Genomic DNA, 13604 nt, shown 5'->3' with positions numbered 1-13604 from the left:
TGATTTGCACTCCTTCCTACAATATGAGCGAATTATAGGAATTGCATTTTTATTAGGCTGTCAAAATCAGACGTGTTTTTTTAGGGCGTTTTAAGTTTTCTAAAAACTCCCGACCAATAGTCACTATAAAAACGGCGTCATCCTTTCTATTCTCCCAGCATCAGTTATTGCATGTTTTCTTAAATTGAACGACTTCTCATACATCACCGAAACTCAACAATCAGCCATCAAGCAAACGCGTTTGATCCAAATCCGCGGTCGTGTGACTCAGGTTACTGGCACTATCATCAAAGCCGTTGTGCCTGGTGTTCGTGTCGGCGAGCTTTGTGAGCTACGTAATCCAGATCAAACCTTGTCGCTGCTTGCGGAGGTGGTGGGTTTTGAGCAACACCATGCGTTGCTTACTCCACTTGGCAACATGTTTGGAATTTCATCCAATACCGAAGTGAGCCCGCTTGGAAAAATGCACGAAGTCGGTGTTGGCGATCACCTTTTAGGGAAAACTCTTGATGGTCTAGGCCGCCCATTCGATGGTTCTCAAAGCACTGAGCCGAGCGCTTGGTATCCGGTTTACCGCGATGCGCCACCACCAATGCAGCGAAAGCTGATTGAAAAACCGATTTCGATGGGCGTGCGTTCTATCGACGGATTGCTCACCTGTGGTGAAGGACAAAGGATGGGCATTTTTGCCGCAGCGGGCGGTGGTAAAAGTACCCTGCTTGCCAAGCTTATTCGCTCTGCCGATGTCGATGTAACCGTGCTTGCCCTCATCGGTGAAAGGGGTCGTGAAGTAAGAGAATTTATCGAGCACGACCTTGGGGAAGAAGGTATGGCAAAGTCAGTACTTGTTGTCGCAACCTCTGACAGGCCAGCAATGGAACGTGCCAAAGCGGCGTTCGTCGCGACCTCTATCGCCGAGTACTTTCGCGACCAAGGTAAACGAGTCCTGCTGCTGATGGATTCGGTGACGCGTTTTGCTCGAGCTCAGCGTGAAATCGGCTTGGCCGCTGGCGAGCCACCAACACGACGGGGCTATCCGCCTTCTGTTTTTGCCGCGCTACCAAAACTGATGGAACGTGCAGGTCAATCAGACAAAGGCTCCATCACCGCGCTTTATACCGTACTTGTGGAAGGTGACGATATGACGGAGCCGGTCGCCGATGAAACGCGTTCGATACTCGATGGCCACATCATTCTTTCTCGTAAATTGGCGGCGATGAACCACTACCCAGCCATTGATGTGCTTCGCTCAGCCAGTCGTGTAATGAACCAAATCGTCGATAAAACTCATCAAGCGTCCGCGGCTCACATGCGTGAAATGCTGGCTAAATATGAAGAAGTCGAACTTTTGATCAAAATTGGTGAATACCAACACGGTGCCGACAGTCGCGCGGATATGGCCATCGCACAGGGAGATGATATAGGAGCGTTCTTGCGCCAAGGTACGCACGAGCCAAGTGAGCTCGGTGAGAGCGTCACGCAGCTGCGAGGACTTGCAGGCCTATGATCGAGCGACTGCTAGAGATAAAAAAAATTCGTGCCGACCGTGCCGATCGCGCGGTTCAGCAACAAGAGTATCGAGTCAATAACGCACGAGCCTCACTCCGAAAGGCGGAACAGTCTGTCGTTGACTATCGTCAATGGCGCGAAGAGGAAGAAGAACGGCGCTTTGCGAAAGCCAAACAGAAAACCGTCGTTCTAAAAGAACTTGAAATATTGCGGCAAGAAATCGCGCTGTTAAGGGAAAGAGAGGCCGACTTAAAACAACGAGTCGCAGAAGAAAAAAAGGCATTGGAACAAGAGAACCAGCGACTCAAGGAAAGAAAGCAAGACGCTCTGGCCGCCCATAAAACCAAAGAAAAATTCATTCAATTAAACGAACAAGAAATCGCTGAGCAAGCACGCCAAGCGCAGTATCAAGAAGAGCTCGAACAAGAAGAGTTCCGCAACGTTGTTGTTTCATAGAAGGTAAAGATGCGAGTCAAAAACGATCATCCAAACACAACTGAACATCCGCAACAGATTCAACAGAGGCCGGTCAACCAAGTCTCAGAAGAGCTTGAATCTCGCTTTAAGAATGCGCTTAAGCCAACGCAAGCAGAAAGCGAACATGAGTCAGAGACTTCTCGTTTATTCGCTGCTGTATTGAACGCAGACAAGCTCGATAGCATGAAGCACAAAGGCAAGGCCAGCAGTGCTATCCCTGAGGCGGGGAAAGAGCAGCTCGACGGTGGCCAAGAACACCCTGAAAACTTGAAAGATCAACCTGCTAATGAAAAGTCAGACGCTGGTCTGCATCCAGAAAAGCCAAGTCATGCTCTCTCTGAGAGAGAGACCGTGCAGAGTGTGCAGCAAGGCCAACTGCATAAGTTAGATGCAGCAGCTCATAAACTCGACCCTACGGCAAAAGACGCTGCTACTATTGTGGACTCGAAAATTATCGACTTGAAAGCCGCATTGTCCGCGCTTGAAGAGAAGGTTAAAGCAGTGAAGCACATCGATCTGCGTCATCCAAGTTCTGAGTCGGACGCTAAGCTTCATCCGATGCCCAACCTAAGCCAAGCAACAGCGCAAGGCGACATTATCCTGAAAAACGTAGAGACACACGGGCTCCAGAATAGAGCTCAAGACGTAAGCGAATTGATTAATAAGTTAGTCGACAAGATCTACGTGTCTCTTCCTTCAGCAAACGAGAGAGAAGTTCGCCTTCTTCTAAATGAAGGCCAATTAAAAGGTGGCGAGATCTCCATCAAGCAAGACAGTTCTGGCTACAGCGTGCTGATTAAGCAAGAGCACGCTCTTTCGCTGATCAACCAAACGGCTAAGCAAGAGTTGATCGAGCGTCTGCAACGTTTAGGCATCGACCAACCGATTCGGATCGCAGTCAGCGAACAGATGAATCAACAACAAGACCAACAACGTTCGCGACAACAACGCAGCATTTACGATGAATGGAAGCCTGAGGACGAATGATGATATTAGATTTCCCGAAGGTCGAGCTTTCAAGCATCGCGCTCAGTAATCAACTGTGCGCAAAACAGTGTCACTTTCAAGATAGTCAGAGCAATAGCTTATCGGTCACGCTTGGCCAAAAGCCGGAGTTTTCTGGCTATCGTTTAACGCTACTCATTGGCGGACAAACCATTCAAATCGATTTCAGCGGTGCGCAATTACAGCAATGGTTGCACGGCATTCTTGACTCGACGGCATTTGAATCACTGCCAAACTCTTTGCAATTGGCGTTGCTCAGTAGCCAAATTGAGCCCTACACCGACATGATTAAGCGCTTATTTGGACAACTTCCGGTATTGAGCAAGCTGCAAGTTCATGAGCAGCCCGCATCAGAAGAAAACGTGTTGATGCTCACCATCAATCGTGATGATGTCTCTCTTAGCCTGTGGGTCCACGAAGGTCGGGATGTGTTGATTGACACTCTGCCACAAGCGCCCTCTTACCTGAGCCAAAACATCGCACTGCCCTTCTGGTTGAGCTTTGGCAAAACACGTTTGGCGCTCAGTCAATTTGAGCAACTTGAACTTGGCGATGTGGTGTTTTTCGACGATTGCTACATCGCGCAACACAAAGTGCTGCTTCAGGTCTCCAATCACAACCTTTGGCGATGCCAACTCGACAATACGACACTCCATATCCAAGAAAAAGAAACCAATATGAACGATATCAACAGCTCTGAAGCACTGACCGACCACCAGCAATTGCCAATTGAACTGACTTTCGATGTTGGTCAGCAAACCATTACTTTAGAACAGCTTAACGCGCTGCAACCGGGTTTTACCTTTGAGCTTAACCAGCCAATTTCTAACCCAGTCACTATGCGAGCAAACGGCAAAATCATTGGTGAGTGCGAACTAGTGAACATTAATGAACGCTTGGGTGTCCGCGTTCTCGAACTGTTTGGCGGCAGTCAGGAGCCAGCATGATCCAGTTACCTGATGAACTGAACCTCATCGTTACACTCGCCCTTCTCGCTTTGATTCCTTTCATTGCAATGATGGCGACCTCCTTCGTTAAACTGGCCGTGGTTTTCTCTCTGCTAAGAAACGCATTAGGTGTACAACAGATTCCACCCAATATGGCCTTGTATGGATTGGCGATCATTCTGTCGATCTTCATTATGGCGCCAGTGGGGTTTGAAACCTATGACTACGTGACCCAGCACGAAATCTCACTTGAAGATTCGGAGAGCATCGAAGGTTTAATCGAGAGTGGATTGCAGCCGTACCGTGAGTTCTTGAAAAAGCACATCCGTGAAACTGAATCGGTCTTTTTTACCGATGCAGCAAGAACCTTGTGGCCACAAAAGTACGTCGACCGTTTGGAGTCAGACAGCTTATTGTTGTTGCTCCCCGCCTTTACCGTGAGTGAGCTAACGAGAGCGTTTGAGATTGGCTTCCTGTTGTACCTGCCATTCATCGCTATCGATCTGATCGTATCCAACATCTTGCTGGCCATGGGCATGATGATGGTCTCGCCAATGACCATCTCACTGCCATTCAAACTGCTGCTCTTTGTGTTGCTAGACGGTTGGACCAAATTGACCCATGGCCTAGTGCTCAGTTACGGATAATGAGGAGAGAAGCATGAATCCGGCTGAAATCATCCACTTTACCACTCAGGCTCTAACGCTTGTTCTGTTCTTGTCGCTGCCGCCGATTTTGGTTGCGGCACTTGTCGGTACCTTGGTCTCTCTCGTCCAAGCGCTAACACAAGTACAAGAACAGACGTTAGGCTTTGTCGTCAAACTGATCGCCGTCATCATAACCCTATTTGTTACCACACAATGGCTGGGCGCCGAACTGCATTCATTTGCTACCTTGACCTTAGATAAAATCCCGCAAATACGATGAGTTACGATGATTTGCACCAAGCCCTGTTCCTATACAGCTTGACGCTCCCTAGGTTAATGGCTTGCTTTATATTTTTGCCGATCTTAAACAAACAAACTCTCGGTGGCACCTTGGTAAGAAATGGTGTTTTGTGTTCGCTTGCGCTGTTTATCTTCCCAATGATCAACCAACAAGACCTGCCCGCAGAAACGGACGGGATTTGGTTGATGGTCATCTTAGGCAAAGAGGTACTATTGGGTATGCTGATTGGCTTTGTTGCAGCAATCCCTTTTTGGGCTATTGAGGCGGCTGGATTTCTAGTGGATAACCAACGTGGTGCTGCGATGGCAAGTATGTTTAACCCCACTCTCGGCTCTCAGTCAACGCCAACGGCTGTGCTATTGACCCAAACCCTGATCACCTTGTTCTTCTCCGGCGGTGGCTTTGTCGCTTTTATTTATGCGCTGTTTAACAGCTATTCGTCGTGGCCTGTGATTAGTTTTTTCCCAACCGTCACTGAGGAATGGGTGCACTTTTTCTATGCTCAGTTCGAGCAACTTATGTGGCTTGGCGTTTTGATGTCTGCACCTTTGGTTTTGGCCATGTTCCTTGCAGAGTTTGGACTCGCACTGATTAGCCGATTCGCCCCACAGCTGAACGTTTTCTCTTTGGCCATGCCGATCAAAAGTGCCATTGCCAGCGTGCTATTGATTGTTTATTTGGCATTGATGATGGGTCACTTTCAAGCCCTTTTCTCTGAAATCGTACTGTTCAGAGAACAGCTCAATACCATTTGGTAATAACAGACAGGAAGAGCAATGAGCGGAGAAAAAACAGAACTCCCCACCCCGAAAAAACTTCGGGATGCCCGGCAAAAAGGGCAAGTCGCTAAAAGTCAGGAAGTCGTCTCCTCGGCGTTAATCCTAGCCCTAATTGCCGTCTTATTTGCCTTTGCTGACTACTATATGTCGCACATCTCTGCCCTACTTTTGTTGCCGAGTGAGTTGGCTTATCAAGGGTTTCAGGATGCGTTGCTTGACGTAGCCGTCGCCATCGCCAAAGAAATGGTTTACTTGCTGGCACCGATCCTGATAGTGACGGCATTGATCGCCATCATGTCGAACATGGGGCAATTCGGCTTGCTGTTTAGTGGTGAATCCGTCAAACCAGATATCAAAAAGATCAACCCTGTCGAAGGGGCAAAACGAATTTTCTCGCTAAAGAGCATCATTGAGTTTATTAAATCGATTCTTAAAGTGTCGCTCCTTTCCTGCATTATTTGGGTCACTCTGCGGGGCAACTTAAACACGCTACTGCAAATCCCGACATGCGGATTAGAGTGTGTACCGACCATCACCGGCGTATTAGTGAAACAACTCATGATCATCTCTTCCGTCGGCTTTATTGTGATTGCAGCTGCCGATTACGCATACCAAAAATTCGACCACACCAAGCAACTGAAGATGACTAAAGACGAGGTCAAACGCGAATATAAAGAGATGGAAGGCAGCCCGGAAATCAAGAGTAAGCGTCGTCAGTTGCACCAAGAGCTGCAAACTTCGAACCAAAGAGATAACGTTAAACGTTCGAATGTGTTGGTCACGAACCCAACCCACATCGCGATTGGTTTGTACTACAAAAAAGGCGAAACGCCGCTGCCTGTGATAACCCTTAAAGAAACCGATGCGATGGCAAAACGTATGATCGCGATAGCCCACGAAGAAGGCATCCCTGTGATGCAAAAAGTACCACTCGCACGTGCTCTTTATGCCGATGGTCAGTTAAACCAGTACATTCCAGGCGATCTTATTGAAGCCACCGCTGAGATCCTGCGTTGGGTCGCGTCTCTTGAGCAGGCTGAGGAATCGCGAGTATAACTCTCTCACAATCATGTGCATCATGCTCAGAGAGCACACAGTACAAAAAAGAACTGTGTGCTAACAAAGTAGAATGGAATCGATAGATCTAAGCGGTTCAGAAAACGATTAGGCATCTTCTGAAGAGTTAAGATTTCTAAGCTGTCGTTCAATGAAATCGGTGCACATTTTGACATTGAGCGGAGGCGTTTTTGCGTAATTATGAACAGCATAAATAGGAATCTTGGGAAGCGTATACCCAGGAAAAATGTTCTCTAATTCTCCTTTGCGTCTGAGGCTTTCGAACATAAATTCAGGAATTAATGCTATACCAGCTCCCGCTTTGACCATAGAGATAACCGAATGAACCGAATCATTAAAGCGATTCGCTTCCAGCGACACTTCTATTCGCTCACCACTGGACGAGTGTTGTAAAGTATATCGAATAGATTTCCCCTCCCAGATATTCGCCACATAATCGCAGGCGAGCAACTGAGACGGATCCTTAATAAGTTTCGCGATGCTGAGATCATGATTCTGAATATATGAAGGGCTTGCACAAAGCACTTTCTTTAAACTACCTATCCTTCTTTGTCTGTACTCACTTGATGGCAGCTCACCGACATGAATCGCGAGATCAGCCGCCGTTTCAAATAAGTCCACGCTGCCGTCATTGGCTAGAATCGTAGGAACTAATTCAGAGTAGATACTGACTAAATGCCCAACTGCCGGTGATATCACTGGCTCGATCAACGCGTGGGGTGAACTAATCTTAACCATTCCTTTTGGCTCAATTTGGCTGATCCTTGCAATATCCCATGCCTCATCAACAAGCTCACTAATGTTTTTACACCGTTCAAAAAACTCTATTCCCATAGGCGTAAGCAATTGTTGGCGAGTGGAGCGTTTGAGTAACAAAACACCTAACGCCTCCTCCAAAGCTCTCAAATGTTGACTAACAACGGATTTACCCACCTTTAATTCGCGTGCAGCCGCAGTAATAGATCCCGTCTCCACAACTCTCGTGAAGATGATCATATGACGCATATACTTGTTCATAGTTTATAAAAATTAAACAGTCCGTACTAAATTACCAATCTTTTTCACACCAATAAAATCATTAATAATGTCCTAAAGCAACCGAAGAGGACAAAATAGTGAACAAAACAAGCACAAGCTCAATTGCACAATACTTCTCACGAGAGATAGCAGATGAACAATACAATCCGACGTTATGGACCAATAGATTACCCACGGATGATTTGTTACCGAAACACATAGAATTTACTAGCCAGCAAAGTGAGCGTTATCGAACAAACCTGGAAACAGGACTTACCGAGATGGCATATGGAGAAGGCGAGTTTTCTGGAAAAATAGATATCTACAAGCCAAAGGGGCTTGCCAAAGATGCACCTATGGTTATCTACATACATGGCGGGTGGTGGCAATGGTTTTCAAAAGAACAATTTGGGTTTATCGCACAACCTTTCAATCAAAATGGTTTTACGGTTTACATGCCAAGTTACCGAATGGCTCAAGACTGGAAAAACGGTGCGCCAATGGAGTCCATCCTTAAGCAAATGCAGCTTGCCGTTAAAGAAATCTTATCACTCGCAGTCGAGAATAATTCTCCCGCAGTCTACTTAGTAGGCCACTCGGCTGGCGGCCAACTTGTATCCATGCTCCATAAAACAGATTGGGAACAATTTGGAGCAGAAGCAGAAGGCAAAGAGAAACTCAAAGATGTTTTTTCAATTGCTGGCCTTTTTGATATTCGACCACTTGTGAACAGCTTCGTGAACGATAACATTCAGATGACCAATGAATCATCGGAGAGGGTGAGTCCACTGCTTAATGATTTTCCTTCAGAAGAGGAATTGGCGCCGTTGCACTTGATTGTCCCAGAACTCGACACGCCTGAGTTCTTCCGACAAACAAAGGAATATCACGCCAAAGTGCTTGATGCTGAGCAAGAGTGTCGCATTTACCTCGCTCGAAAAAGAGACCACCTTGATGTAATCGAGAACCTCATTAACGACAACGATGACGTACTCAACTATATGCTTGAGAATATGAAAAACTAAAGGTCGCTAATTTACTCAGCTTTCAATAAAGGCCGACAGACCTATAAAAAGAGCGACGAAAGTCGCTCTTTTTATTTTTTGGATACTTACTTAATACCGTGTAAGTTGTTTTCAGCAGTCATGGCAAGAGGAGTAAATGAATCATTTCTTAATTCAGCGATGGCATATAAAGTACGCCCCATACGTCCATTACCATCTGTAAAGCCATGGTAACCAATAACACTTGCAAACAGGTTTTTGCCTAAATCTTTATCTGCTACTGGGTTCTCTTTCAAAAAGACTTCAACGTGTTGCTTAAGCATGCTCTCACCGCCGATGCTTGAAGGTAACGTGCTTTCTGAAATACTTGGACCTCGATAATCTCTATCAATATTTGGAACCAATCGAGCATGAAGCTCTTTTAGATTTTCCATGTTTAATAGATCTTTACCATTCGTTGCATACTCCTTCAAAAGTGCAGCCATTTTGTCAGCATCATTTCCTTCCGAGTTCGACGCGTTAACGATCCACGCCGTTGCACGTTCGACATTATCAGTTGTACCGGTTTTATTAAATTTCGTTTCAGCTAAAGTTTCAGAATAGATATCAGCGCTCAAGTCCTTGTTTGCTAGGGCTTCTATATGCGTTTGCGCCGCTTTTAAGTTCTTAACTTCAGCGGCAAGAATAATATCTAACCCAGAAGCAACCTTCGGATTATTCTTCACCCCCATAGCACCACCACCGAAGGCTTTCACGACACGACCAGCTAACGCCTTGGTCGCATCTTCACCAATTTGTGTATTTAGGCTTTTGGCAGGTTCCGTATCAAGCAGTAACTCAGACATAGCAAGATCAGCCAATTGGTTAAGCTCGCCACCATAAGATTGAATAGTTTGAGCATCAAGTCGACTAAAAGCATTCAATACATCGACTGGCGTTTTTAAACTAGCATCTTTAAAAAACATCTGGCCATGCTCTACTGAAGAGCTGGATTTCAAACGCTCAGCTTGTCCTAGCGCATTGTCGAATACCGATTTTGTCATCGCTTTAGCTACTGAGTCTGTGTTGCCTTCTCTAAATAGCTTACCTGTTGCTTCAAAGAATTGAGCGACTGCATTATTACTTGGGTTTGAACGAACAAACTGCTGAGTATTTGCATCGACCTTATATTCCTTGCCACCAACATTGAGTTTACCTTCATTGAGAATATCTTTTCGCGCTTCCGGAAGTGCCGCTTGAAGTGCGCTTACGTTTCCAAAACTAATCATTATTTATACCCTTAATGTGGCAAATTGTGCCGTATCTATTGTCCGTGTTTGTTTCTGTTCTTGCGCCACTTGCTCCTGCGGGCTTGCTGACAGCTTTAACCAATCAACAAATTGAGCAATCGACGTTTCAAAATATGTCTCGGTTAACATTATCTGATGAATGTGAATAAAACCGATGTAGCCAGCATCTTCATCCCAACATACGTAGGGCTCATCTTTTGTTAATGCTGCTTTCATGTGCTTAAAATAAACATCGGGATGCGGTTTCTCACCTGAAATTAAGCCAATAAGCGTCAACTTCTCTTCACTTGAGCGAAGTGTAATTGCTACTTCGTTATCAAGAATTAATTGGCAACAGCCTTCTTCATCAAATTCCAGCGTTTCCATTTGGCAACGCTTTGCAAAGTCGTTTAGAAGAGTCGATATAAATCCGTTGACCATCTGATTTACATTCCTATTTTGTATTTATTAGTATTTACATCTCTGCGGTTTAGATAATCGCAAAGTGTTGGCTGGTGTGGTTATTATGCTGAATACAGATGGGGGAATATGCTAGATATGGTCGGCTTTTTTTCATTTTAAGCCGTTTATATTAAGGCACATGATGATAAAAAAGCTCAGCATGATGTGCTGAGCTTTACAAGTTGGCTAGACTAACTTAAGTGGTTAAGCTTCTTGGCTAAACAAAGCCACCAGAGTACATTGGTTTAAAGGCTTCTGTTGCCGCTTTATCCGCATTCGCTGTATTGGCGCTTAGTGCACTGGACTCTCGGCTCAATACCACAACTTTGGTTTGCTCTTCCATGTTCGAGGGGTTTTTCTTGATATGATCAATCAGGTCAGCAAGCTCCGCCTCTCCTTTTGGATCGCTTTGACCACTTAAGCCCACTTTCTCCATCTCTGGCGTCGTTATGCGTATGGTCACATTAGGTTGGCGACGCCCCATAGCCACTTCTTTATCGTAAATTCGCTTTTTCACCGTCGTATTGGCTGAAGGCGGGTAACCTTTTTCCAAGTGTAAGGTATAGCTTTGTTCAACATTAAAAGACGTCCCTGCAGGAACCAAGATTTCTCTCTCACCTTCCCCTCTACTGATGGGCTCAATATTAACCCCAATGTCTGGCGCCGGGTTGATAACCAAAAGCGCACCTTTCGCCATGTAACTTTGTGCCACGTCTGGAGCACGCGTTGTACTCATAAAGCCAGGAAACTGAAAACCGGTTCCCTTCTCTAACACCGCATCGGCAACACTGGTGTGACAGCCATGCCAAACTTTACCGGAGTATCGTTCAAACATTGGAGAGTCTATCGCAGCCTGTAACATATCCACGTTCTGGCGATACTCTTTCTTCGCCTGCGCTCGTTCAGCAGAACTAGTGTATTGTTTACGTTTTAGAAACGATTGAAGACGCATCTCCATTTCACTCTCGTTCTTCGGTGGAGCAAAGTCGCCGTAGCCCGGGTTGATAATATTGGCGCCATTCCCTGTATAGAATCGAGTCGTCGCCAGCAGCATAGCGTTAATCAGCGTCGCTTGGTTATTTGCATCATCACCAATAGCTTCTAATACCGCTTGTTGACGTTCAGTTGATGTGGTTTTACTACTCGCGACATCCTTTAAAAAGGCCAACGCATCTTGATGATCAGGTTTGTTTTTTAACACCAACTGAGCGTCAAGCATGTTCGACTTATCTACCGTACGAAAAGTTTCCCACACGTCATTACGCTCACCATAACGAAAAACATTACTTAGCGATCCTTCCTGTGAAGATTCCGCCAACAAAGACGCAGCATTACCAAGAAGCTGTTGGTATTGCGCGGGAGACTGCCCCTCCAACCAGTTACCTAATGCTTCCGCTTTAACACCATCGATAAATGGTTGCCCTGACGGTTTTCGCTCAGGCAATTCCGGCATGGTTCGCTGCTCGGTATTGTATAACTTCAAGTCATTCATATTTTGCGCAGCGTAGTGAATTTTCTCTGAAGCCAGACCAAAGGTATCGTCTGCTTCTTGATCACTCTGCACGGCCTGCGCCAGTACATCAAGATACTCACTCCCTGCATATTGTGATGGGTAGCCTTTCCCTTGAGTGACAGAATGATCGAACTCCTCAACACTCATTTTCACCGGTTCAATCGCAGGTAAATGAATCTCTTGTCCATTTAGTGTGATTGTCTTGGCTTCCATACCGGGTAAGTCGATGTCTTGGGTTATCAGCCCCTCATAAGCACCAAGCCAATTGCCCGTCTCACGGGCTTGCCACGCCATCATACCATCACTGTCTACTGTCGCAGCGCCGTGATCATTGTGCTCCATTGCATAAGCATCCAATGCTCCCATGATCTCTGTAAAGCTGTGATCTCGCGGCTGAATCATCCACCCCAACAGCAAGGCTCGAAAGGCTTGCGCTTCAGAAGCGGGCATTTTGAGAAGGCGCGCCACTTCGTACATAAAAGAGGTGGTACTGGATGGCCCCGCAAACATAGGTAACTTCTTATCCATGTTCTGTTGGCGCCAATTAACCGAAGTTGGTTTATCGTGGCCAATCGTGGTTAACGTTTTGTCATTGATAACGAAACCACCATAGCCGGACTCATGTTCTGAACGCTCTTTTAAAGCAGCGGCGTCGTTGTGATAAGCCGCAGGCTTCATAGCCTCTTGCATTCCTTGAAACTTGAATCCGGTCCCTTTGTGAGGGTCGCCATTTTGACGACTGCCGATAAAGTCATTGCCGGTTTTGTTGCCGAGCGCTTCACTTGTATTCCAATCGGCATACTTAAGCCATGCCCAACCGTGGGGCTGGGTTGTGGTCGGTGTCGAGATCTCTGGCTGCGCCCCTGCACCATGTAAGTGGAAAATGTTCAGCCTTTGGTTTGCTTCCTTAGCATTCAGCAGCGGCTGATTCACGGCATCGCCCATCAGCTTAAGTCGTGAAGGATCACGAAATACCCTCAAATGGCTATAAGCTAATGTGGTCAGTACCCGAGCATTGGCTTTAGGGTCCTTGAGTACGCTGTTGAGCTGTTCTGCCCACTTAGCGTCATCATCACTCCAGCCGTCCAGAAAACCGATGCCGGCGTCTTCATTTGTCTTTGCTAGTGGCACTGAAGAATCTTTCGCTTGAGCGATCGCTACGTTTTCTAGAATCCGACGCAAAAACGATTGGGACATGTACTCAACTGCTGGGCTCTCCAGCAGATCATTGCCCAAATGGTTAAACTCAAATGCTTGGTTGGCTTCTGCAATCTTTTCCACCGACTGAGCGACTATCTGGTTTTTCACCGCGTCAGAGGTTGCTGGAAACTGCGCATTTACCTTGTCTCGGACTAAATTTTCAATGCTGCCTTCATACTGGGCAGCACGCATGATGGCGTGATTAAACTCTTCCTCGGCCTGACGCAATGGTGGCATCGGGGCTGGTTGCGTGTTCAGCGGCGGTTGATTGCCGACTAAGGAAACGGAGACCGATGAAACCTGACTTAAAGAGATATTAGCCGCGCTTGTTGTCTGCTGCGGGGACAGCAAAGCCGCAGTGCTTGCCGCGCCGTCTGTTCTGATCGTTGTTTGCATCG

The 13604-nt window shown here is 46.4% G+C and carries 13 protein-coding genes; 9 read left to right on the top strand and 4 right to left on the bottom strand.

Annotated elements, in window-relative coordinates; all coding sequences use genetic code 11:
* The first annotated feature begins 184 nt into the window (after window positions 1-184).
* From sctN to sctU, 8 genes are read left to right on the top strand one after another with little or no spacing between them, the layout of a single operon-like run.
* Window positions 185-1507 carry a type III secretion system ATPase SctN gene (gene sctN / locus A3712_RS05835; RefSeq protein WP_063522674.1) on the top strand — a complete coding sequence of 441 codons (1323 nt, stop codon included), beginning with the start codon at window positions 185-187 and terminating at the stop codon, window positions 1505-1507.
* Entirely contained in the window at window positions 1504-1965 is a 462-nt protein-coding gene (sctO, locus tag A3712_RS05830) for a type III secretion system stalk subunit SctO (RefSeq protein WP_063522673.1), read from the top strand. Before sctN ends, sctO begins: the two co-directional genes overlap by 4 nt.
* Before the next feature lie 9 nt (window positions 1966-1974).
* Window positions 1975-2973: a type III secretion system needle length determinant gene (locus A3712_RS05825; RefSeq protein ID WP_063522672.1), complete on the top strand. Its 999-nt coding sequence runs from the start codon at window positions 1975-1977 to the stop codon at window positions 2971-2973.
* Entirely contained in the window at window positions 2973-3938 is a 966-nt protein-coding gene (sctQ, locus tag A3712_RS05820) for a type III secretion system cytoplasmic ring protein SctQ (RefSeq protein ID WP_063522749.1), read from the top strand. Before A3712_RS05825 ends, sctQ begins: the two co-directional genes overlap by 1 nt.
* Window positions 3935-4585: a SctR family type III secretion system export apparatus subunit VscR gene (gene vscR / locus A3712_RS05815; protein WP_005426130.1), complete on the top strand. Its 651-nt coding sequence runs from the start codon at window positions 3935-3937 to the stop codon at window positions 4583-4585. The genes sctQ and vscR overlap by 4 nt, the downstream gene beginning before the upstream one ends.
* Before the next feature lie 13 nt (window positions 4586-4598).
* Window positions 4599-4865 carry a SctS family type III secretion system export apparatus subunit VscS gene (vscS, locus tag A3712_RS05810; protein WP_005426136.1) on the top strand — a complete coding sequence of 89 codons (267 nt, stop codon included), beginning with the start codon at window positions 4599-4601 and terminating at the stop codon, window positions 4863-4865.
* The gene (gene sctT / locus A3712_RS05805; protein ID WP_063522671.1) at window positions 4862-5644 is read left to right on the top strand and encodes a type III secretion system export apparatus subunit SctT; all 783 of its coding nucleotides are present in this window, start codon (window positions 4862-4864) and stop codon (window positions 5642-5644) included. Before vscS ends, sctT begins: the two co-directional genes overlap by 4 nt.
* Window positions 5645-5662: 18 nt before the next feature.
* Window positions 5663-6721: a type III secretion system export apparatus subunit SctU gene (gene sctU, locus A3712_RS05800; RefSeq protein WP_063522670.1), complete on the top strand. Its 1059-nt coding sequence runs from the start codon at window positions 5663-5665 to the stop codon at window positions 6719-6721.
* A gap of 108 nt (window positions 6722-6829) precedes the next feature.
* On the opposite strand, the gene A3712_RS05795 is transcribed toward sctU, so the two are convergent.
* Entirely contained in the window at window positions 6830-7747 is a 918-nt protein-coding gene (locus tag A3712_RS05795; RefSeq protein ID WP_063522669.1) for a LysR family transcriptional regulator, read from the bottom strand.
* 110 nt (window positions 7748-7857) lie between these two features.
* Between A3712_RS05795 and A3712_RS05790 the strand changes: the two genes are divergently transcribed.
* Complete coding sequence (locus A3712_RS05790) at window positions 7858-8784, top strand: alpha/beta hydrolase (protein WP_063522668.1); 927 nt, start codon at window positions 7858-7860, stop codon at window positions 8782-8784.
* Window positions 8785-8870: 86 nt separating this feature from the next.
* Here A3712_RS05790 and A3712_RS05785 read toward each other — a convergent pair whose 3' ends face one another.
* From A3712_RS05785 to A3712_RS05775, 3 genes are all read right to left on the bottom strand, one after another.
* Window positions 8871-10031, bottom strand: coding sequence for a VopS family T3SS effector adenosine monophosphate-protein transferase (locus tag A3712_RS05785; RefSeq protein WP_063522667.1), 1161 nt, complete (start codon window positions 10029-10031; stop codon window positions 8871-8873).
* 3 nt (window positions 10032-10034) lie between these two features.
* Complete coding sequence (locus tag A3712_RS05780) at window positions 10035-10472, bottom strand: CesT family type III secretion system chaperone (protein ID WP_063522666.1); 438 nt, start codon at window positions 10470-10472, stop codon at window positions 10035-10037.
* Between the two features lie 238 nt (window positions 10473-10710).
* Window positions 10711-13602, bottom strand: coding sequence for an ADP-ribosyltransferase (locus A3712_RS05775; protein WP_063522665.1), 2892 nt, complete (start codon window positions 13600-13602; stop codon window positions 10711-10713).
* Window positions 13603-13604 lie beyond the last annotated feature (2 nt).

It is taken from the genome of Vibrio sp. HI00D65 (assembly GCF_001635455.1).
Taxonomy (GTDB): domain Bacteria; phylum Pseudomonadota; class Gammaproteobacteria; order Enterobacterales; family Vibrionaceae; genus Vibrio.
Note: the sequence above shows the minus strand (reverse complement) of the source record. Positions and strands in the feature narration are given on the sequence as shown.